The sequence below is a fragment of the Aquipseudomonas alcaligenes NBRC 14159 genome (assembly GCF_000467105.1).
GTDB classification, from domain to species: Bacteria; Pseudomonadota; Gammaproteobacteria; order Pseudomonadales; family Pseudomonadaceae; genus Aquipseudomonas; species Aquipseudomonas alcaligenes.
The window spans coordinates 167,461-188,798 of sequence record NZ_BATI01000009.1 but is presented as its reverse complement, the minus strand read 5'-3'; the positions used below and the strand labels follow the sequence as shown (position 1 = coordinate 188,798).

Sequence of the window (21,338 nt, the reverse complement as noted above, 5' to 3'; positions counted from 1 at the left end):
CCAGCGGGTGGGGGTTTGGCCATTATGGGCGAAAACTTTCTAGGGCTGCTGTCTCGGCAGTCCGAGGGCAAAGTGCGCAGGCCGCATGCGTGAATCGCGCGCATTAAAAAGCCACCGCACCGGTGGCTTCTGCGTTTCTTCAGCGCTAGGGCAGGTCAGTCGCCACGGTACTCACAGCCACTGGTGCAGGTTTCGTGTACGCGGATGCGTGACAGTTCCGGCAGCAGCGGCTTGAGTTCCTGCCAGATCCACTTCGCCAGGTTCTCGCTGGTCGGGTTTTCCAGGCCGGGAATGTCGTTCAGGTAGTTGTGGTCGAGACGCTCATAGATCGGCTTGAAGATCGCCTTGATCTCGGCAAAGTCGCGAATCCAGCCAGTATGCGGATCGACCTCGCCCTCGATGTAGATGGCGGCACGGAAGGAGTGGCCGTGCAGGCGACCACACTTGTGACCCGCTGGGACGTGGGGCAGGAGGTGGGCGGATTCGAAGGTGAATTCTTTGAACAGTTCCAAGGTAAACGCTCTGCTGGATAGGCCGCGAGGCGGCGTGAAGCTCGCCTCGCAGTTTACCAGTTTGGGCGTTAGCGGGCCTGGCGCAGGCGACTGAGCTCGCCATTCAGCCAGTCGGCCGAACGTTGCAGGCGACCTTGGCAATTCACCTGGTAGGGCTCTCCGCTCATGCTGCTCTCGGTCGCCGCGCGGGCGATGAAGTCCTCGGGCGAGTCGACCAGCCCCTTGTCATCCAGGTAATCGAGTTTCTTCTGCAGGTGCTTGCGTGCATCGACGGGCGAGTGCTCGCTGCCATTGCGGATGAACTGACAACCACTGCTCTCGACGAAAGCGAGCAGGGCGTCGACTTCCTGGCGGCCTTGCCCATCCAGGGCTGCCTGCGCGCTGGTACAGAGGAGCAGGGCGGACAGGGCCAGGGTTTGATGCAGAGACATGATGGCTTCCTTGCAGGGTCGTTAAAGAGGTTGCAGGCGCTCGCCCAGCCGACCGCTGTCGACCAGTTCTAGAAACTCGTCGCCAAGGCGGCGGCTTTCGGCCATCGCCCTGTGCCAGTAGCGCTCACGGCCTAGATCGTCGCCCAGGTAGCGCTTGAAGTCGCTGCGATCAGGGAGTTTACCGTGGGGCAGGCCCACGAGGTACTCGGCGGACGGCGCCAGCAGCAAGACGTCCTGCAGGCGCTCGCGGTCGGCGCGGCGCCACGGCAGGCTCTTGTCGAACCAGCCGGGAATCACCTTGTCGGTGAAGTGCGGATAGAGCACCACGCCATCGGCCTGGTAGGGCAAGTCGAGGTGATAGTCGAGCAGGCCACCGTCGCGGTAGGCGCCTGGTTCGAGGCCGGGGATCTCGCGGATCGCCTCCATCACCATGGGGATCGAGCCCGAGGCCAGCAGGGCGTGACGCAGATTGCCCTCGCCGAGGGCATGAAAGTGCGAGCGGAAGTCGTTCAAGGCACCCAGTGGCGGCATCTGGCGGGCGTCGTGGAGGATTATCCGGTCGAAATGCCGACCCAGGCGGCTGCGGCTCAGCAGGTTGTTGCCGATCACCGACGACAGGCCCAGGCCGAGCTTGCCGCGATGGTCATGCTGGAGCAGACCGTGGCTGCGTACTACCACGATATTCAGGCGGTACAGCGGATTATCCAGCACTGCCGCGTCCTGGCCTTCGAGCAGGTCATCGAGCAGCTGCACACAGCTGCGTGATACCTCGGCCATGCTCACGCCCTTGGCGAAGCGCTGGCTGGTATAAAGCTCGCCGAGGCGGCGGATACCCGCGCAGGGATCGGGCAGACAGGCACTGGCGAAACGCCAGGAGCCGATCGAGGCGCCGATCAGGGTACGTTCGCGGGGCGCCCGTGGCAGCCAGTCACCGAACAGGGCCAGATCGAGTCCCTGGATGCCGAGGCCCTTGGGGCCGCCGGCGGCGCCAGGCAGAATAGCGACATCGGCTGGCTGCAGGCCCTGCTCGCGGATACGTGTCAGGGCGCGCTTGCCGGCGCGCAGGCTGAGGGCTGGGGACTTGATATGGATGGCGGTCATGCTCGGCTCCGTATTGCAGGCCAGCGATTATAGTGGCGTGCCGGTTCAGGCCAAGCGGCTTCAGCGGGTGAATATCCCGTCAGTTATGAGCCTTGTGTGGATTCAGCTTGAATTAAGTCGGCATCGTTATCTTGGGCACCGTAGACAACAGATACCCCCGAGGAGAACACCATGAACAAGCTGACCAGTCTTTTTGCCATCGCGGCCCTCGCCACTACCGCCGGTATCGCCCAGGCTCGTGACCTGGGCCCGGACGAAGCGCTGAAGCTGCGCGATGCAGGCACCATCCAGGACTTCCAGAAGCTCAACGCGGCTGCGCTGGCCAAGTACCCGGGCGGCAAGATCGAGGACACTGAACTGGAGCAGGAGCATGGCCGCTATGTCTATCAGGTCGAGCTGCGTGATGCCCAGGGCGTGCAGTGGGACGTGGAGCTGGACGCCACCAATGGCCAGATCCTGCAAGAGCACCGGGATGACTGATGAAGTTCGTGTTCCGCTATAGCGGCATCCTCGCTCTGATCGTCGCGGTACTGGCCCTTGATGCCCAGGCCCGCGACCTCGACCAGGATGAGGCTCTGCGCCTGCGCCAGGAGGGTGTCATCCGCCCCCTGGAAGATCTGATGGCACCGGCCCTGGGGCGTTACCCCGGGGCCGAGTTGCTGGAGGCGGAACTGGAAGAGGAGGATGACGTGCTGGTCTACGAGGTGGAGCTGCTGACCGCCGACGGCACAGTTCGCGAGTTGGAGCTGGATGCCCGTGACGGTCGTATCCTCAAGGACGAAGTGGAGGACTGATGCGCCTGTTGCTGGTGGAAGACCATGTGCCCCTGGCCGATGAACTGCTGGTCAGCCTCAAAGAGCAGGGCTACGCGGTGGACTGGCTGGCCGATGGCCGTGATGCCGCCTATCAGGGGGCAACCGAGCCTTATGACCTGATCATTCTCGACCTCGGCTTGCCGGGCAAGCCGGGGCTCGAAGTGCTGCGTGAGTGGCGCGCCGGCGGCCTGAGCACGCCGGTGCTGATTCTGACGGCGCGCGGTTCCTGGGCCGAGCGCATCGATGGCCTCAAGGCCGGCGCCGACGACTATCTGACCAAACCCTTCCATCCCGAGGAGCTGGCCCTGCGTATCCAGGCACTGTTGCGCCGCGCTCACGGCCTGGCCAACCAGCCGCAGCTGGAAGCGGCCGGGCTGCAGCTGGACGAAAGCCGCCAATGCGTGACGCGTGGCAGTGAGCAGATCGAGCTGACGTCCGCCGAATTCCGCCTGCTGCGCTACTTCATGCTGCATCCCGGGCAGATCCTGTCCAAGAGCCAGCTGGCCGATCATCTCTATGATGGCGAGAGCGAGCGCGATTCCAATGTCCTGGAAGTGCATGTCAATCGCCTGCGCGGCAAGCTCGGGCGCGAGGTGATCGAGACCCGGCGTGGCCAGGGTTACCGTTACGCCGGGGTCGACACTTGAAGTCGATCCAGCGTCGCCTCAGCCTGGGGCTGGCCAGTGTGCTGATCGTGGTGGGCCTGATCCTGGCGCAGAGCAGCCTGTGGTTGTTCGATCACAGCCTGCGCCGCTACCTGCAGGAGGACCTCAAGGACGAGACACAGACCCTGCTGGTCGCCCTGGTGCGCGGCCAGAATGGCGTGCAGCTGGACGAGCGGCGCCTGGACCCGACGTTCCAGCGGCCGTTTTCCGGCCACTACTTCCGTATCGATTTCGCCGACGAGACCTGGCGCTCGCGTTCCCTGTGGGATCGCGACCTGCCCAAGCCTGCCCACGCGGGCCTGCAGGACGGCCTGGGTGATGGTCCGCGTGGTCAGTTGCTGCTGGTCTATCGTGGCGACTACCAGCGTTTTGGCCAGCGCTTTTCCATCAGCGTGGCGCAGGACTACACGCCCATTCTGGAGAGCTTTCGCCGTCTGCAATGGCTGGGACTGGGGCTCGGCGCTGCCGCGCTGCTGCTGATCCTGCTGGCCCAGCGCTATACGGTGCGCTCGGCGCTGCGCCCGCTGGAGCGGGTGCGCGAGCAGATCGCCCAGCTGCAGCAGGGCCGGCGCACCGAGCTGGACAGCCAGGTGCCGCAGGAGCTGGAGCCGCTGGTGGCACAGGTCAATCACCTGCTGAGCCATACCGAGGACACCCTCAAGCGTTCGCGCAATGCGCTGGGCAATCTCGGGCATGCCTTGAAGACGCCGCTGGCGGTGCTGGTCAGCCTCAGCGAACGTGAGGAGTTGCGCGATCAGCCCGAGCTGCAGGCCACCCTGCGCGAGCAGCTGGCGCAGATCCGCCAGCGCCTGGAGCGTGAGCTGGGGCGCGCGCGCCTGGCTGGCGAGGCGCTACCGGGGGCGCATTTCGACTGTGCGGCGGAGCTGCCTGGGCTGTTCAGCACCCTGGGCATCATCCACAGCCACGGCCTGAAGCTGGAGTGGCAGGCCGAGCCCGGGCTGTGCCTGCCGTGGGACCGGGAAGACCTGCTCGAGCTGCTCGGCAATCTGCTGGACAACGCCTGCAAATGGGCCGATGCCGAGGTACGCCTGAGCCTGGTGCAGGAGGGCGAGGGCTATCGGTTGTGGGTGGATGACGATGGGCCCGGCATCGCCCCTGAGCGCCGCGAGGCGGTACTGGGGCGTGGCACCCGCCTGGACGAGCAGGTTGCCGGCCACGGGTTGGGGCTGGGCATCGTGCGTGACATGGTTGAGGCCTGGGGCGGCAGCCTGAGCCTCGAGGACAGCCCGCTGGGCGGGCTGCGGGTCGCGATCAGCCTGCCCGGGCGGCGCTGATCACATGCCGTTGGTGAAGGCCGGATTGCTCAGGTCGATGGCCGCGCGCACCGGCTTCAGTGCCTCGGCGTACTTGCCGAGGATGTCCAGCGCGTAGTCGGCGCGGGCGCGGATGCGCAGGTCGTCTTCGCCGGCCGCCGGGCCTTCATTCATCACCGCCTCCACCTGACGCACGATCAGGTGCTCCGGCAGATAGGCAATGCGACAGTTCTTGTAGCCCGAGGCGCGCAGTTCACTGATCGGGTAGGCGCCGCCGATGCCCGACGAAACGCCCACCAGCAGCGCAGGCTTGTGCGCCAGTTCGGCCTTGCTGGCGTACAGGAAGAAGTTCTTCACGGCCGGGCAGGCCATGCCGTTCCACTCCGGGGCGATCACCACCAGCGCGTCGGCGGCGGCCAGCTGCTGCTGGTATTCGGCCCAGGGGCCCTTGTCGTCGGCCGGCCACAGCGGCAGGCCGCGCTCGCCGAGGTCGAGCAGGCTGCTTTGCTCATGGCGGGTCAGACCCAGCTCGATCAGGCGTTGGCGGAGGAAGCGGGCGACCTTGGCGGACTGGCTGCCGCTGCGGCTGGAACCGGCGATCAGGGCGATATTGAGCATGGCGGGAATTCCTGGCGAATGACTGCGCGCAGGCTACCGGCCGCTCTGGAACGCGGCAAGTGGCGGGGCGACAGGGATGTGGTCGGATGACGCCAGCGCCCCGGCCGGGGCGCGGCGCAGAGATAGAGTCAGACGCGGAACTGGTCCATCAGGCCTTGCTGGTGGTTGGCCAGGCTGTTCAGGCTCTGGCTGACCCGGGCGGACTCGTCGGCCTGCCCGGACAGCGCCTCGGTGACATCGCGGATGCTGGCCACGTTGCGGTTGACCTCCTCGGCCACTGCGCTCTGCTCCTCGGCGGCCGAGGCGATCTGCAGGTTCATGTCGTTGATCACGGTGACCGCGTCGCTGATGCGGCGCAGCGACGTTACCGCCTGCTCGACCAGTTCGACACTGCTTTGCGCCTGCTTGTGGCTGCTGTGCATGGAACCGACCACGTCGCGGGTGCCGCTCTGCAGGTTCTCGATCACCTGGCGGATTTCCTCCACCGAGTCCTGAGTGCGCTTGGCCAGGTTGCGCACCTCGTCGGCCACTACGGCAAAGCCGCGGCCGGCTTCACCGGCGCGGGCCGCTTCGATGGCCGCGTTGAGGGCCAGCAGGTTGGTCTGTTCGGCGATGGCGCGGATCACTTCCAGCACCGAGCCGATCTGCTCGCTGCTGCTGGCCAGCGTCTCCACCTCGTGCATTGCCGAGCTCAGCTCGCTGGCCAGTTGTTCGATCGACAGGGTGGTGCGATCGATGACCGTCAGCCCCTCGCGGGCGGCGGCATCGGCGCTGCGAGCGGCGTCGGCGGCCTGGGCCGCATTGTTGGCCACGTCGTGGGCGGTGGCGCTCATCTCCTGGGAGGCGGTGGCGACCTGGTCGACTTCGCGGAACTGTTGCTGCATGCCGGCACTGGTCTGGGTCGCGATGGCCGCGGACTGGTCGGCAGTGCTGCGGGCGTCCTGCACCGAGAGTTTCACGTCGGCAATGATCGGCTGCAGCTTATCGAGGAAGCGGTTGAACCAGCCTGCCAGCTCGCCCAGCTCGTCCTGCTTGGCGTAATCCAGGCGCCGGGTCAGGTCACCTTCGCCGCTGGCGATGTTCTTCAGCATGCTGGCTACGCCGAGGATCGGGCGGGTGACGCCGAGGGCGGTCAGCCACATCAGGGCAATGCCGAGCAGGATGGCAATCAGCGCCAGCACGACCGAGAAGGTGGTGTCACTGGTGCGGCGCTCGTCCAGCTCCTTCTCCAGTTGCAGGGCCGGGCCGAGCAGGGTGGCGGTGGGCACTTCCAGCAGCACGCCCCAGGATTTGGCTTCGGGAATCGGCAGCAGCGGCTCTATCACCTGCAGCTTGCCTTCCTGCTCGAGGAACTGTGCCTGGCCACCGGCAAGCAGGCCGATGATTTCCTGTTCCTGGTTGGGGAAAGCGCCTGCCAGGGGCTTGCCCAGCTGGCTGGCATCGCGGCTGTGGCCGGCGAGGAGGCCGGCAGGGCTGATGATGCTGACATGGGCCTGGCCGTCATAGAGCTCGCTGCTGGCCTTCTGGGCGATCTGCTGCAGGCTCTCCAGGCTGATATCGACGCCCATCACGCCGATTACTTTGCCATCCTGCTCCAGCGGGAAGGCGATACTGGTCATCAGCACCTGTTGGCCGTTGACGTCATCGAAGTAGGGGTCGAGTACACAGGCGCGGCGTGTGTCACGCGGGCAGGTATACCAGGCATTGTAGGGCGTGCCGCTGGGGCCGGCGGTGGTATCGGCAAGCTGTGCCTCGTCCATCGCTTCCGCCTCCAGTTCGCCCGGCGTGCTCTGCGACCAGTAGAGGGAGAAGCGACCCTTGTCGTTGCTGCCAATCTCGCTCTGGCCGGCGAACAGTTCGTCCTTGCCATCCAGGGCATTGGCCTCGAAAACCAGATAGAGGCCGAGCAGGTTGGGGTTGGCTTCCAGCGACGAACGTACCTGGCGGGTCATGTCCTCACGCAGGTCGAAGGCATCGAGGAAGCGTTTCTCGGCCTGTTCCTTGAGGAACAGCACCTGACGCGAGAAGCCCTTGCCGTACTGATAGGCATCCATGAAGTAGCGCTGGATGCGGATGCCCTGCAGCTCGCCGCGTGCCGCCATGCGCAGGCGTGCCGAGTCTTCGAGCATGCTCGAGCTGGAGGCTTTCACCAGCGCCGCGCTGTGCGTGGACTGATAGAGCGATGCCCCCACCAGCAGGGTCACTATGGCCAGCAGGCAGAGGCCGGCGAGTAGGGTGATTTTCCACTGGATCGAGAGGCGGGACAGCATGGGCGGGTCCTTATCAGTTTCAGACTTCTTAGCCATGTATCGGTGCCAACGGCCGAAGCTTGACCGTTTTCATGGCCGACTTGAGCTTTCGCGGAAAGCCGCTGCGTGCAGATAAAAGAATTATGCACGCTTTGCACAGTATTTCGCACGTCGGCATTTTTGACAGAAGCTGACCGATCGTGCAGAGTCTTGCGCTTTTTTCCCGCCCCGGGCGGGTCATGCAAGTCGGCAATTGGAGTCTCGCAATGAACGCAGTGGTAACCGCAGTCGGCATCATGCTGGTCCTTAGTCTGTGCCGGGTGCACGTGGTGGTGGCGCTGATCGTCGGCGCCCTGGCCGGCGGCCTGCTCGGTGGCCTGGGGCTGGAGGGCTCGCTGGCGGCCTTCAACAAAGGTCTCGGCGGCGGTGCTACCGTGGCGCTGTCCTATGCGCTGCTCGGTGCCTTTGCCGTGGCCATTGCCAAGTCGGGTCTCGCCCATGCCCTGGCCGATCGGGCACTGGCGCTGGTCGGGCGCCAGCAGGAGCAGGGCGGCAACGCCGTGAAGTGGTTGCTGATCGGCCTGCTGCTGGCGGTGTCGGTGGCCTCGCAGAACATTCTGCCGATTCACATCGCCTTCATTCCGCTACTGGTGCCGCCGCTGCTGTACGTACTGAGCAAGCTGCAGATCGACCGCCGGCTGATCGCCTGTGTGATCACCTTTGGCCTGATCACCCCCTACATGTTCCTGCCGGTAGGCTTCGGCAACATCTTCCTTAACGAGATCCTGCTGGCCAACGTGGCCAAGGGTGGAGTGGACGTCAGCGGGGTGAACGTCACCGAGGCCATGTTGATCCCGGCCGCCGGCATGCTGTTCGGTCTGCTGCTGGCGGTGTTCTTCAGTTACCGCGGCAAGCGCGACTATGCCCTGCAGCCGATTGCCCAGGCCGAGCGGGTCGAGGCGCGTTACAGCCCGCTGAGCCTGCTGGTGGCCGCTGTGGCGGTGGTGGTCGCGTTCGTCGTGCAGCTGTGGTTGGACTCGATGATCGTCGGGGCGCTGGCGGGCTTCGTGGTGTTCTCGGTATCCGGCGTGGTGCGCTGGAAAGAGGCCGATGACCTGTTCACCGAAGGCATGAAGATGATGGCCATGATCGGCTTCATCATGATCGCCGCGCAGGGCTTTGCCGAGGTCATGAATGCCACCGGCGACGTGCAGGCGCTGGTGGATGCTTCGGCTGCCTGGATCGGCAACAGCAAGGCGCTGGGCGCGTTGCTGATGCTGCTGGTCGGCCTGCTGGTGACCATGGGCATCGGCTCGTCCTTCTCCACCGTGCCGATCATCGCCGCGATCTTCGTACCGCTGGGTGTGCAACTGGGCTTTAGCCCGCTGGCCATCGTCTGCATCGTTGGCACCGCAGGCGCCCTGGGCGACGCCGGCTCGCCGGCTTCCGACTCGACGCTCGGCCCGACCTCGGGTCTGAATATCGACGGTCAGCACAACCACATCTGGGATACCGTGGTGCCGACCTTCCTGCACTACAACCTGCCGCTGCTGGTGTTCGGCTGGGCCGCTGCCATGCTGCTGTAGAGCGCAATCCGACACCCTGAGCTACACCTAAGTGACCGTCCGGTCGCTTATGTAATCGACGGGGCTGCCGATAACTCGGCAGCCCCGTTTCGTATTCGAACAGACGCCCTCCAGAGGAAAGGACAATGCGCCTCACACTTAAAAGCAAAATGCTGCTGCTGGCCCTGCTGCCAGTCATCCTGTTCGCCATCGTGCTCAGCGGCGCGGCGGCGAAGATCCTGCTGAACCTGGCCGAGGATGAGGTCAAGGAAACGCGTGAGCGTCTGGTGCAGGAGAGCCGTCAGGAACTGCAGCACTACATGCAGATCGCCATGGGCTCGGTCCAGGCGCTGTATGACGGCGCGAGCCAGGGCGACATGGCCAGCCGCGATCAGGCCATCGCCATTCTCTCCAAGATCAAGTACGGCAAGGACGGCTACTTCTTCGGCTACGACTCCCAGGTGGTTCGCCTGTTCCGCGGCGACAGCCCGGTGGACGTGGGCAAGAGCTTCACTGGCCGCCAGGACCCCAACGGGGTGCGGGTCAACGATGAACTCGTTCGTGTGGCGAAAGACGGTAGCAACTATGTGCAGTACAGCTCGCCGCTGCCAAACAACGACAGCATCCTGGTTCCAAAACTGGCTTACAGCTATTACCTGCCCAAGTGGGATCTGGCCCTGGGTACGGCGGTCAACCTGGACGGCGTCGAGGCTCAGGTCGCCGAGGTCGAGGCGGCCATCGATGAGCGCGTCAGCACCATTCTCACCAGCATCCTGGTGATTGCCGTGATCATGCTGGTGGTGTTCGGCATTCTCGGCCTGACCCTGAGCAACGCCTTCCTACGTCCGCTGCAACTGATCAAGGCCAACCTCGACGACATCGCCGCCGGCGAGGGTGACCTGACCCGCCGCCTGCCGGTAACCAGCCAGGACGAGCTGGGCGAACTGGCCGGCTCCTTCAACCGCTTCGTCGAGAAAATCCACGGCCTGGTGCGGCAGATTGCCGAGATGACCACCCAGCTGACCGGTCTGGTTGGTGAGGTGGCGGCGCAGGCACAGCGCTCCGAGCAGGCCATGGAACGCCAGCGGCACGAGACCGACCAGGTGGCCACGGCGATCAACGAAATGTCCGCCGCAGCCCACGAAGTGGCGCGCAGCGCCCAGGGCGCGGCCGAGGCGGCGCAGCAGACCGACAACGAAGGCCAGGCGGCGAAGAAGGTGGTCGATGGCAGCATCGACCGTATTCACGCGCTGGTCGAAGATATCCGCGAGAGCGGTGTGTCGCTGGACAACCTGCAGCAGGACGTGCAGTCCATCGTCAGCGTGCTCGACGTGATTCGCTCCATCGCCGAGCAGACCAACCTGCTGGCGCTCAACGCCGCCATCGAGGCCGCCCGTGCTGGTGAGGCCGGTCGCGGCTTTGCCGTGGTCGCCGACGAGGTCCGTGCGCTGGCCAGCCGTACCCAGCAGAGCACCCAGGAAATCCAGGGCATGATCGACCGCCTGCAGGGCGGTACCCGCGACGCCGTCACCGCCATGCGCCGCTCCAGCGATGCCGGCGAGATCACCAGCGAACAGGCCAACCAGGCCGGCGCCTCGCTGGATGCCATCGCTCAGCTGATCGGTACCATCAATGCGATGAACGCACAGATCGCCAGCGCCGCCGAGGAACAGACCGCGGTGGCCGAGGAGATCAACCGCAGCGTGCACCAGATCGCCGTGGCGGTGGAAAGCGTGGCGGACGAAACCCGTCACGGCGCCGAGACCTCGCGCAGCCTGGCGGGTCTGGGCGAGCGCCTGGGGGCGCTGGTGCGACAGTTCCGTATCTGAGTACCTACGCAAAGAACAAGGGCGCCCATGGGCGCCCTTGTTCTTTCTGTTGCGGTAGCGGCCCGGACGTCCTCCAGGCTACGGCTGCTTCGCGAGCTGTGTTCGCGCCTGTGCCGGGAGCTCGCCCATAAAAAACCGGCCTGAGCCGGGTTATTTGTGTGCTGGCGGCGCCTAGCATCGTAGCCCGGATGAAATCCGGGAGCCCAACTATCCGGATTTCATCCGGGCTACGCCTGGTGCCGCGAATAGTTCGATGGACAGAAAAAACCCGGCCTAGGCCGGGTTCTTCGTTGGCTTCCGATGCTTAGTGGGCGACCGCTACCAGCCCGGCCTGCTGCACCAGTTCCAGCAGCGGCTGCGGGTAGACGCCGAGCACGAAGGCGAGCAGACCGACAACCAGCAGCATGATGCCGCCGGCGCGCTGGCCCCAGTTGAACGGCGCATCGTGGCGCTTGAGATTCGGTTCGGCGAGGAACATGGTGACCATCACGCGCAGGTAGTAGTACACGCCGATGGCGCTACCCAGGATCATGGCGCCCAGCAGCCACCACTGTTGTGCCTGCACACCGGCGGCGACCACGTAGAACTTGCCGATGAAACCGGCAGTCAGTGGAATGCCGGCCAGCGACAGCATCATCACGGTGAGCACGGCGGTCAGGTACGGGCGGCGCCAGAACAGCCCGCGGTACTCGTACAGGGCATCGGCATCGCGGCCGCTGTACGGCGTGGACATCAGGGTTATCACGCCGAACGCGCCCAGGCTGGTCAGCACGTAGGTGGCCAGGTACACGCCGATGGCTTCCACGGCCAGGCCCTTGCTGGCGATCAGGGCGATCAGCAGGTAGCCGAAGTGAGCGATCGAGGAGTAGCCGAGCAGGCGCTTGAGATTGCTCTGCAGCAGCGCCAGCAGGTTACCGAACAGGATCGAGGCGATGGCCAGGGCGCTCAGCATGCCTTCCAGCCAGCCGCCGGCGGTGACCGGGGAGATCTGGTACAGGCGCAGCAGCACGGCAAACACGGCGACCTTGCTGGCCGTGGCCAGGAAGGCAGCGACCGGCGCCGGAGCGCCTTCGTAGACGTCCGGAGTCCACAGGTGGAACGGTACCAGCGACAGCTTGAAGGCCAGGCCGATCAGCATCATGCCGATGCCGACCTGGGCGATCAGGCTCGGCAGGCCGTCCGCAGCGAGTTTGGCGCCGATACCGGCAAAGCTCAGGCTGCCGGATTCGGCGTAGAGCAGGGCCATGCCGAACAGCAGGAAGGCCGAACCCGCCGCGGACAGCACCATGTACTTGATGCCGGCTTCCAGCGAGCGCTTGTTGAAGAAGGCGTAGGCGATCATGCCGTAGGTCGGTACCGACAGCAGTTCCAGGCCGATGAACAGACCCGCCAGGTGCTGCGCACTGACCAGCACCAGGCCACCCAGGGCGGACAGCAGGATCAGCAGGTACAGCTCTTCGCGGTTGCCCGGGTAGCCCTGCCTGCCGGATTCGCCGCCCAGGTAGGCGTGGATCAGCGTGGTACAGGCCAGGGTGGCGGCCAGCACCAGGGCCATGTAGTAGCAGGCGAACTTGTCCACCAGCAGCAGCGGGGTGACCTGGATCGGCGTTACGCCGGCTGCCGGAATCAGCGACAGCAGGGCCAGGTTGAGGCCCAGCACCGAAAGGATGAAGGTCATGGCGTGGTTGCGTTTCCACGCGATGGCAAGCATCACCACGACGATGGTGGCGCTGGTGACCAGCAGCGGCAGCAGCGCGATGAAGTGTTGAGTCGTCAGTTCCATAGCGCGTGATTACCGGACCGAAGCGAGTTGAGTGAGGGCACCGCTGAACCACTGCTGCACGCCGTGCATGCTGGCGGCGGAGGTGTCGAGCACCGGTTGCGGGTAGACGCCGAGCAGGATCAGCAGCACCGCCAGGCCCAGCACCATGTACAGCTCGCGAGCCTTCATGGCCTGCAGCGGTGCCTCGGACTTGGCCGGGCCGAAGTAGGCGCGATGGATCATCGCCAGCGAGTAGACCGAGCCCAACACCAGGCCGCAGGCGGCCAGGACCACGACCCAGGGCGCGGCCGGGAAGCTGCCGATCAGGATCAGGAATTCGCCGACGAAGTTGCCGGTACCCGGCAGGCCGAGCGCCGCGGCAGCAAAGAACAGGCTCACCGCCGGCAGCCAGGGCAGACGAGCCCAGATACCGCCCATCTCGCGCATGTCACGGGTGTGCAGGCGCTCGTAGAGCTGGCCACAGAGGATGAACAGCGCAGCGGCGGACAGGCCGTGCGCCATCATCTGCACCACGGCGCCCTGCAGGGCGATGTGGCTGCCGGAGTAGATGGCGATCAGCACGAAGCCCATATGCGACACGCTGGAGTAGGCCACCAGGCGCTTGATGTCGGTCTGCGCGAACGACAGGAAGGCGCCGTAGGCGATGGCGAACACACCGAGCCACATGGCGATCGGCGCGAATTCGGCCGAGGCGTTGGGGAACAGCGGCAGGGCGAAACGCATCAGGCCGTAGGCGGCGGTTTTCAGCAGGATGCCGGCGAGGTCCACGGAGCCAGCAGTCGGCGCCTGGGCGTGAGCATCCGGCAGCCAGGAGTGCACCGGAACCACCGGGAACTTCACGGCGAAGGCGGCGAAGAAGCCGAGCATCAGCAGGTACTCGGTACCGGAGGGCAGCTGGGTCTTGAGCAGGTCTTCGTAGTTGAAGGTCAGCACGCCGGTGACGTTGTAGTTGATCAACACCAAGGCGAGGATCGCCACCAGCATGATCAGGCCGCTGGCCTGGGTGAAGATGAAGAACTTGGTGGCGGCGTTGATCCGCGAGTGACCCTTGCTGCCGCTATGACCCCAGAGCGCGATGAGGAAGTACATCGGCACCAGCATCATTTCCCAGAAGAAGAAGAACAGGAACAGGTCGATGGCGAGGAACACGCCGACCACGCCGCCGAGGATCCACATCAGGTTGAGGTGGAAGAAGCCGACGCGGTTCTGGATTTCGTTCCACGAGCACAGCACCGACAGCACACCGAGCAGGCCGGTGAGGACGATCATCAGCACCGACAGGCCGTCGAGGCCGAGGTGGATGCTGATGCCGAGGCGCTCGATCCACTGCACCTGGAACTCGGCGGCCCAGGCCAGCTCGGCACCGGGGGCGGGGGCCAGGCTGAAGTCGGCGCTGGCCCACAGCCACAGGCCGAGGCCGAACAGCAGACCCATGGTCAGCAGGGCGATCCAGCGCGGCAGCGTGTTGCCGAAGCGCTCGGTCTGCCAGCACAGCAGGCCACCGATGAAGGGAATCAGGATTAGCCAGGGGAGAATCATCAGGCTGTTTTCCTTAACTCAGAAAGAGGAGGGCGGCGAGTACCAGCACGGCACCCCCGGCGATCGAAGTGGCGTACCAGCGCACCTGGCCGGTCTGGCTGCGGGCCAGCAGGGCGTTGCCGCCACGGGCCAGGCGCGGCACCAGGCCGATGCTCAGGTCGATCGGATCGCGACCGAGCAGACGGCAGATCAGCAGGTAGGGCTGGACGAACAGCTTGTCGTAGAGCCAGTCGAAGCCCCAGGCGGCGAACCACCAGGCCGACAGGAAGCGGCCCGGGGCGCTCTGTGCAACGGTCGTGGCGAAGGTGCGCTTGCCGAGGAACAGCAGCGCGGCCAGCAGGATACCGGCCAGGGCGATGGCGCCCGAGGCGATCTCCAGGCCGTGCTTGGCCTCGCCACCGGCGTGACCGATGCTCTGCGGCAGCACACCGGCCAGCGGCGGGGTGATCAGCGCGCCGACGACGGTCGAGAGCACGATCAGGGTGGCCAGCGGCAGGTTGTGGGCCAGGCCGTGACCGGCATGGGCCTCGGTCTTCTGCTCGCCATGGAAGGCGATGAAGATCAGGCGGAAGGTGTAGATCGAGGTCAGGAAGGCACCGGCCAGACCGGCGTAGAGCAGCTCGCTGTGACCACTGGCGAAGGCTTCCCAGAGGATCTCGTCCTTCGAGTAGAAGCCGGCGGTGACCAGCGGCAGCGCGGCCAGGGCGGCGCCACCGACGACGAAGCTGGCGTAGGCCAGCGGCAGCTTCTTCCACAGGCCGCCCATCTTGAAGATGTTCTGCTCGTGGTGGCAGGCGTGGATCACCGCACCGGATGCGAGGAACAGCAGGGCCTTGAAGAAGGCGTGGGTCATCAGGTGGAAGATCGCCGCGTCCCAGGCCTGCACGCCAAGGGCGAGGAACATGTAGCCGATCTGGCTCATGGTCGAGTAGGCGAGGATGCGCTTGATGTCGGTCTGCACCAGGGCGGCGAAGCCGGCCAGCACCAGAGTTACGGCGCCGACTATGCCGACCAGTTCGAGAATCTCCGGGGTCAGCAGGAACAGGCCGTGGGTACGGGCGATCAGATAGACGCCCGCGGTCACCATGGTGGCGGCGTGAATCAGCGCAGAGACCGGGGTCGGACCGGCCATCGCGTCGGCCAGCCAGGTCTGCAGCGGCAGCTGGGCGGATTTGCCCACCGCACCGCCGAGCAGCATCAGGGTGGCGACCCACAGCCAGGTATCACCGGCCACGTACTTCTGCGGCGCCAGCACCATCAGCTCCTGGATGTTCAGGGTGCCGAGGTTGAGGAACAGCAGGAACAGACCGATCATCAGGAACACGTCGCCGATACGGGTGACGATGAACGCCTTGAGCGCCGCGTTACCGTTGGGCACGTGCTTGTAATAGAAGCCGATCAGCAGGTACGAGCACAGGCCCACGCCTTCCCAGCCGAAGAACAGCACCAGCAGGTTGTCGCCGAGTACCAGCAGCAACATGCTGAAGATGAACAGGTTGGTGTAGGCGAAGAAGCGCGAGTAGCCCTCTTCACCGCGCATGTACCAGCTGGCGAACAGGTGGATCAGGAAGCCGACGCCGGTGACCACGCCGAGCATGGTGGCCGACAGGCCGTCCAGGTGCAGGGTGAAGCTCGGCGCCAGGTTGCCGACGTTCATCCACTGCCACAGCGTCTGGGTGTAGACGCCACCCGCCGGCAGGCTGAGGAACTGCAGGATGACCCAGGCGGCGCTGAGGGCGGCCAGGCCGACCGAGCCGACGCCGATCAGGGCTGCGGTGTTTTCCGAGAGTCGCCCGCGGGAGAAGGCCAGCAGGAACCAGCCGAGCAGCGGGAAGAGAAGGGTGAGGAATAGAAGGTTCATCCGCGCATCTCGCTGGCAGCGTCGACATCGAGGGTGTGGAAGCGGCGATACTGCTGTAGCAGGATCGCCAGGCCGATACTGGCCTCGGCGGCTGCCAGGGTGATCACCAGAATGAACATCACCTGGCCGTCAGGCTGCACCCAGCGGCTGCCGGCGACGACGAAGGCGAGGGCGGTGGCGTTCATCATCACTTCCAGGCTCATCAGCACGAAGAGGATGTTGCGGCGCACCATCAGGCCGATCAGGCCCAGGCTGAACAGCACGGCGGCAAGCGCCAGGCCGTGTTCCAGGGGAATGGCATTCATGCGGTGGGCTCCTTGGCTTCGTGGCGGCCGAGGTGGTAGGCGGCCACCAGGGCGGCGAGCAGCAGCATGGAGGCCAGCTCGACCACCAGCAGGTAGGGGCCGAACAGGCTGATGCCGACGGCCTTGGCATCGACGGTTTCAAGGCCGATGGCGGCACCGCTCGGAGTGGCGAACAGGGCGTACAGCAGTTGTGCCAGCAACAGGGCGGAGAGGATGGCCGGGCCGGTCCAGATGCCGGGCGTCAGCCATTTCTTTTCCTGCTCGGAAGCCGCCGGGCCGAGGTTGAGCATCATCACCACGAAGACGAACAGCACCATGATGGCGCCGGCGTAGACGATGATCTCCAGGGCGCCGGCAAACGGCGCACCCAGGGCGAAGAATGTGCAGGCCACGGCCAGCAGCGAGACGATCAGGTTGAGCAGGGCATGCACCGGGTTTGTCCCGGTGATGACCATTACTGTAGACGCCACGGCAACGCCCGCGGCGAGGTAGAAAGCAAACTCCATCATCCTCTCCTCAGGGCAGCAGGCCTTTGACGTTGATCGGTTCGGCTTCGCTCTGCGCGGCGCCTTTCGGCTTGCCGGCAATGGCCATGCCGGAGACGCGGTAGAAGTTGTAGTCCGGGTTCTTGCCCGGCCCGCTGATCAGCAGGTCTTCCTTCTCGTAGACCAGATCCTGGCGCTTGAACTCGCCCATCTCGAAGTCCGGGGTGAGCTGGATTGCGGTGGTCGGGCAGGCCTCCTCGCACAGGCCGCAGAAGATGCAGCGCGAGAAGTTGATGCGGAAGAACTCCGGGTACCAGCGACCGTCCTCGGTCTCGGCCTTCTGCAGCGAAATGCAGCCGACCGGGCAGGCCACGGCGCACAGGTTGCAGGCGACGCAGCGCTCCTCGCCGTCGGGGTCGCGGGTCAGCACGATGCGGCCGCGGTAGCGCGGCGGCAGGTACACCGGTTCTTCCGGGTACTGCAGGGTGTCGCGCTTGCGGAAGCCATGGCTGAAGACCATGACCAGGCTGCGCAGTTGGGTCCAGGTGCCGTGCACCACGTCCCAGATGTACTTGAACATGTGTGTTTCTCCTTACTGGGCCGAGGCCAGCACGAGCGCGCCGGTCACCAGCAGGTTGATCAGAGTCAGCGGCAGGCAGAACTTCCAGCTGAACGCCATGACCTGGTCATATCGCGGGCGCGGAATCGAGGCGCGCAGCAGGATGAAGATCATGATGAAGAAGCAGGTTTTCAGGGCGAACCAGAAGAACGGGATCTGCGGCAGGATGCCGAACGGGCCGTGCCAGCCGCCGAAGAACAGGGTCACCAACAGGGCCGAGATCGTCACGATGCCGATGTACTCGCCGACGAAGAACATGCCCCATTTCATGCCGGCATATTCGATGTGGTAGCCGTCGGCCAGCTCCTGCTCCGCCTCCGGCTGGTCGAACGGGTGACGGTGGGTCACGGCGACGCCGGCGATGAAGAAGGTACAGAAGCCGAAGAACTGCGGAATGATGAACCACAGGTTTTCGGCCTGGTAGTCGACGATGTCGCGCATGTTGAACGAGCCGACCTGGGCGACGATGCCCATCAGCGCCAGGGCCAGGAACACCTCGTAGGAGATGGTCTGGGCCGACGCGCGCAGGCTGCCGAGCAGGGCGAACTTGTTGTTGCTCGACCAGCCGGCGAACAGCACGGCGTACACCGACAGACCGGCCATGGCGAAGAAGAACAGGATGCCGATGTTCAGGTCCGCCACGCCCCAGGACGGGGTCACCGGGATGATCGCGAAGGCCATCAGCATGGCGGCGAAGGCGATCATCGGCGCCAGCATGAAGATGAACTTGTCGGCGAACGGTGGCGTCCAGTCTTCCTTGAAGAACATCTTCAGCATGTCCGCAGCGATCTGGAACATGCCGAACGGGCCGACGCGGTTCGGACCGTAGCGGTCCTGCCACCAGCCCAGCAGACGACGTTCGACGAAGCTCAGCAGCGCACCACAGACCACCACCACCAGCAGGATGACGATGGCCTTGAGGACGGCAATGATGACGTCGATCAGTTCGGGCGTCAGCCAGCTCATTGGGCGGCCTCCTGCAGTCCAGTCGCTGTGGCGCCGGCAATGGCCGCCGGGATGCCGGCGAAGCCGACCGGCAGGCCGACCAGGCCCAGGGCCAGGTCTTCGCTGACTTTTACCGGCAGGCGCAGGGCCTGGCCGGCGACGGTCAGGCTGAGCAGCGCGCCGTCATTGATGCCCAGACGCTCGGCCTCGGCTTTGGCCAAGGCGACGTAGGCAGGCTGGATGCGCTCCTGCACGGGCGCGGCGCGCGAGGAGTTCTCCTCGCTGCCGAACAGGTGGTGCATCGGCACGACCTGCCAGGTGCCCTGGGCCGGGGCAAAGGCGCCCGGCACGGCAAACCAGGCCAGGGTCTTGCCCTGCGACTCGATCAGGCGCACGCCCGGATCACCGGCGCGCAGATGGCCGCCGACTTCGTCCTGGAACTTGTTCCAGGCCTGCGGCGAGTTCCAGCCCGGCGACCAGGCGAACGGAATCTGCTGACGGTCTTCCTTGCTGCCCGAATAGCCTTCCATGGAGAAGGCGAAGGCGGAGTCCTGGTCCTGCGGCTGACGCGGCTCGTGCACGCTGATGTTGGCGCGCATGGCGGTACGGCCGCTGTAACGCAGCGGTTCGCGCGCGAGCTTGAGGCCCTTGATGCGGAACGAAGCGTTCGGCGCGGCGTCCTTGATCGCAGCCAGCACGGAACTGCTGGCGGCCACGGCTTCGGTGACCTGGTCCAGCTGGGTCCAGTCCACGGCCTTGCCCTGCAGAGTGCAGTGCAGCGCGTGCATCCAGCGCCAGCCCTCGCGCACCAGGATGTTGCTGTCGTAGTAGCTCGGCTCGAACACCTGGAAGAAGCGCTGGGCACGGCCTTCCTGGCTGACCAGGGTGCCGTCGCCTTCGGCGAAGCTGGATGCGGACAGCACCAGGTGGGCCTTGGCGGTGGTGGCGGTCTGCTGGTGGTCGGCGACGATCACCGCCTTGGCGGCAGCGAGGGCTGCATCCACCTTGGCGGCGTCGGCGCGGCGATACAGGTCGTTTTCCAGCACGATCACGGCATCGGCTTTGCCGGTGGTCAGGGCTTCCAGCGCGGCGTCTGCCGAGTCGCCACCGAACAGGGCCAGGCCCATGCTGTTGGCTTCCGGCACTACCAGGCTGATGGAGGCGTTCTTCTCGCGGTTCTTCAGGGCCTGGGCGATGTTCGCGGCGGCTTCGATGATGCTCTTCTCGCCCAGCGAGGCGCCGCTGACGATCAGCGGACGCTTGCCGGCCAGCAGGGCGTCGGCAATCAGCTGAACAAGCTCGGCGGCCTCGGCGTCCAGACCGGTCACGGCCGGAGCGCTCGGGTCGATGGCGTGGGCCACGGCAAAGCCGATGCGCGCCAGGTCGGCGGGCGCGGCATGTACGCAAGCTTCGGCCACGTCGTCCAGGCGGGTGGCGTCGACGCTGGCAATGAACAGCGGGTTCAGCGCGTCCTGAGCGACGTTCTGCACCGCAGCCATGTGCCAGTCCTGGATCTTCATCGAGGCGGCGATTTCGGTGGCCTTGCCCTTGACCGACTGGCGCAGGGCCAGGGCGATACGCGCGGCGGTCTGGGTCAGATCTTCGCCGAGGACGAACACGGCGTCGTGGTCTTCGATTTCGCGGATCGACGGCACCGGCAGCGGACCGTTCTGCAGCACATCGCGGATCAGACGGAGGTTGTCCAGCTCGACGGCGCCGATGCCGCTGTAGAAGTTGGCCTCGCCCACCAGTTCGCGCAGGGCGTGGTTGCTTTCCAGGCTGGCGCGCGGCGAGCCGATGCCGATCACGCGCTTGCCCTTGAGCAGCTCGGCGGCCTTGTCCAGCGCGGCGTCGATGCCGAGCTTCTGGCTGCCCAGCAGCGGCTGGCGCGGACGGTCGTCACGGTTGGTGTAGCCGTAGCCGAAGCGGCCGCGGTCACACAGGAAGTAGTGGTTCACCGAGCCGTTGAAGCGGTTCTCGATGCGGCGGATCTCGCCGTAGCGTTCGCCGGGGCTGATGTTGCAGCCGCTGGAGCAGCCATGGCAGATGCTCGGGGCGAACTGCATGTCCCACTTGCGGTTGTAGCGCTCGGAGTGGGTCTTGTCGGTGAACACGCCAGTCGGGCAGACCTCGGTGAGGTTGCCGGAGAATTCGCTCTCCAGCACGCCGTCTTCGACGCGGCCGAAGTACACGTTGTCGTGTGCGCCATAGACGCCGAGGTCGGTGCCGCCGGCGTAGTCCTTGTAATAGCGCACGCAGCGGTAGCAGGCGATGCAGCGGTTCATCTCGTGGGAGATGAACGGGCCGAGCTGCTGGTTCTGGTGGGTACGCTTGGTGAAGCGGTACCGGCGCTGGTTGTGGCCGGTCATCACCGTCATGTCCTGCAGGTGGCAGTGACCGCCTTCCTCGCACACCGGGCAGTCGTGCGGGTGGTTGGTCATCAGCCACTCGACGACGCTGGCGCGGAACGCCTTGGACTCTTCGTCGTCGATACTGATCCAGGTGTTGTCGGTCGCTGGTGTCATGCAGGACATGACGATGCGGCCGCGCTTGTCGTTCTCGTCGGTGTACTGCTTCACCGCGCACTGGCGGCAGGCGCCGACGCTGCCGAGCGCCGGGTGCCAGCAGAAGTAAGGGATATCGAGCCCGAGCGACAGACAGGCCTGCAGCAGGTTGTCCGCCCCATCGACTTCGAAATCTTTGCCGTCTACGTGGATAGTGGCCATGGTTTCAGGTTTCTTC

Annotated in this window: 19 protein-coding genes; 6 read left to right on the top strand and 13 right to left on the bottom strand. The window is 65.4% G+C overall.

Going from position 1 to position 21,338, the window contains the following annotated elements; translation table 11 throughout:
• Nucleotides 1-155 precede the first annotated feature (155 nt).
• The 3 genes from queD to PA6_RS07395 form a co-directional block, all read right to left on the bottom strand.
• Entirely contained in the window at nucleotides 156-512 is a 357-nt protein-coding gene (queD, locus tag PA6_RS07405; protein ID WP_021700277.1) for a 6-carboxytetrahydropterin synthase QueD, read from the bottom strand.
• A gap of 68 nt (nucleotides 513-580) precedes the next feature.
• Nucleotides 581-943, bottom strand: a complete 363-nt coding sequence (locus tag PA6_RS07400) for a YfeK family protein (protein WP_021700276.1) — start codon at nucleotides 941-943, stop codon at nucleotides 581-583.
• Nucleotides 944-964: 21 nt separating this feature from the next.
• Nucleotides 965-2,044 (bottom strand): patatin-like phospholipase domain-containing protein, encoded by a 1,080-nt coding sequence (locus tag PA6_RS07395; protein WP_021700275.1) that lies wholly within the window; start codon nucleotides 2,042-2,044, stop codon nucleotides 965-967.
• Nucleotides 2,045-2,215: 171 nt separating this feature from the next.
• Between PA6_RS07395 and PA6_RS07390 the strand changes: the two genes are divergently transcribed.
• Genes PA6_RS07390 through PA6_RS07375 form a run of 4 tightly spaced genes read left to right on the top strand, consistent with a single transcriptional unit; the run spans nucleotide 2,216 to nucleotide 4,819 of the window.
• Complete coding sequence (locus tag PA6_RS07390; RefSeq protein ID WP_021700274.1) at nucleotides 2,216-2,524, top strand: PepSY domain-containing protein; 309 nt, start codon at nucleotides 2,216-2,218, stop codon at nucleotides 2,522-2,524.
• On the top strand, nucleotides 2,524-2,838 hold the full coding sequence (locus PA6_RS07385; RefSeq protein ID WP_021700273.1) for a PepSY domain-containing protein: 315 nt from the start codon (nucleotides 2,524-2,526) through the stop codon (nucleotides 2,836-2,838). Before PA6_RS07390 ends, PA6_RS07385 begins: the two co-directional genes overlap by 1 nt.
• Nucleotides 2,838-3,506 carry a response regulator transcription factor gene (locus PA6_RS07380; protein ID WP_021700272.1) on the top strand — a complete coding sequence of 223 codons (669 nt, stop codon included), beginning with the start codon at nucleotides 2,838-2,840 and terminating at the stop codon, nucleotides 3,504-3,506. The genes PA6_RS07385 and PA6_RS07380 overlap by 1 nt, the downstream gene beginning before the upstream one ends.
• Nucleotides 3,503-4,819, top strand: a complete 1,317-nt coding sequence (locus PA6_RS07375) for a sensor histidine kinase (protein ID WP_021700271.1) — start codon at nucleotides 3,503-3,505, stop codon at nucleotides 4,817-4,819. Before PA6_RS07380 ends, PA6_RS07375 begins: the two co-directional genes overlap by 4 nt.
• On the opposite strand, the gene PA6_RS07370 is transcribed toward PA6_RS07375, so the two are convergent.
• Entirely contained in the window at nucleotides 4,820-5,416 is a 597-nt protein-coding gene (locus tag PA6_RS07370; RefSeq protein ID WP_021700270.1) for an NADPH-dependent FMN reductase, read from the bottom strand.
• A gap of 128 nt (nucleotides 5,417-5,544) precedes the next feature.
• Complete coding sequence (locus tag PA6_RS24760; protein WP_021700269.1) at nucleotides 5,545-7,686, bottom strand: methyl-accepting chemotaxis protein; 2,142 nt, start codon at nucleotides 7,684-7,686, stop codon at nucleotides 5,545-5,547.
• A gap of 245 nt (nucleotides 7,687-7,931) precedes the next feature.
• On the opposite strand from PA6_RS24760, the gene PA6_RS07360 reads away from it, so the two are divergent.
• Together PA6_RS07360 and PA6_RS24755 are read left to right on the top strand one after the other, a co-directional pair.
• A complete protein-coding gene (locus tag PA6_RS07360; RefSeq protein ID WP_021700268.1) occupies nucleotides 7,932-9,251 on the top strand; it encodes a Na+/H+ antiporter family protein in 1,320 nt (439 codons plus the stop codon).
• A gap of 125 nt (nucleotides 9,252-9,376) precedes the next feature.
• Nucleotides 9,377-11,059 (top strand): methyl-accepting chemotaxis protein, encoded by a 1,683-nt coding sequence (locus PA6_RS24755; RefSeq protein ID WP_021700267.1) that lies wholly within the window; start codon nucleotides 9,377-9,379, stop codon nucleotides 11,057-11,059.
• 304 nt (nucleotides 11,060-11,363) lie between these two features.
• Here the strand turns inward: PA6_RS24755 and nuoN are convergent, their stop codons facing one another.
• Genes nuoN through nuoG form a run of 8 tightly spaced genes read right to left on the bottom strand, consistent with a single transcriptional unit; the run spans nucleotide 11,364 to nucleotide 21,322 of the window.
• Complete coding sequence (nuoN, locus tag PA6_RS07350; protein ID WP_021700266.1) at nucleotides 11,364-12,842, bottom strand: NADH-quinone oxidoreductase subunit NuoN; 1,479 nt, start codon at nucleotides 12,840-12,842, stop codon at nucleotides 11,364-11,366.
• Nucleotides 12,843-12,851: 9 nt separating this feature from the next.
• Nucleotides 12,852-14,381: an NADH-quinone oxidoreductase subunit M gene (gene nuoM, locus PA6_RS07345; protein WP_021700265.1), complete on the bottom strand. Its 1,530-nt coding sequence runs from the start codon at nucleotides 14,379-14,381 to the stop codon at nucleotides 12,852-12,854.
• Nucleotides 14,382-14,394: 13 nt separating this feature from the next.
• Nucleotides 14,395-16,242: an NADH-quinone oxidoreductase subunit L gene (nuoL, locus tag PA6_RS07340; protein WP_021700264.1), complete on the bottom strand. Its 1,848-nt coding sequence runs from the start codon at nucleotides 16,240-16,242 to the stop codon at nucleotides 14,395-14,397.
• The gene (gene nuoK / locus PA6_RS07335; RefSeq protein ID WP_021700263.1) at nucleotides 16,239-16,547 is read right to left on the bottom strand and encodes an NADH-quinone oxidoreductase subunit NuoK; all 309 of its coding nucleotides are present in this window, start codon (nucleotides 16,545-16,547) and stop codon (nucleotides 16,239-16,241) included. Before nuoK ends, nuoL begins: the two co-directional genes overlap by 4 nt.
• On the bottom strand, nucleotides 16,544-17,053 hold the full coding sequence (gene nuoJ / locus PA6_RS07330; RefSeq protein WP_021700262.1) for an NADH-quinone oxidoreductase subunit J: 510 nt from the start codon (nucleotides 17,051-17,053) through the stop codon (nucleotides 16,544-16,546). The genes nuoK and nuoJ overlap by 4 nt, the downstream gene beginning before the upstream one ends.
• A 10-nt stretch (nucleotides 17,054-17,063) precedes the next feature.
• Nucleotides 17,064-17,612 carry an NADH-quinone oxidoreductase subunit NuoI gene (gene nuoI, locus PA6_RS07325; protein ID WP_021700261.1) on the bottom strand — a complete coding sequence of 183 codons (549 nt, stop codon included), beginning with the start codon at nucleotides 17,610-17,612 and terminating at the stop codon, nucleotides 17,064-17,066.
• Nucleotides 17,613-17,624: 12 nt separating this feature from the next.
• Entirely contained in the window at nucleotides 17,625-18,617 is a 993-nt protein-coding gene (gene nuoH / locus PA6_RS07320) for an NADH-quinone oxidoreductase subunit NuoH (RefSeq protein WP_021700260.1), read from the bottom strand.
• Nucleotides 18,614-21,322, bottom strand: coding sequence for an NADH-quinone oxidoreductase subunit NuoG (gene nuoG, locus PA6_RS07315; protein WP_021700259.1), 2,709 nt, complete (start codon nucleotides 21,320-21,322; stop codon nucleotides 18,614-18,616). The genes nuoH and nuoG overlap by 4 nt, the downstream gene beginning before the upstream one ends.
• Nucleotides 21,323-21,338: the final 16 nt, after the last annotated feature.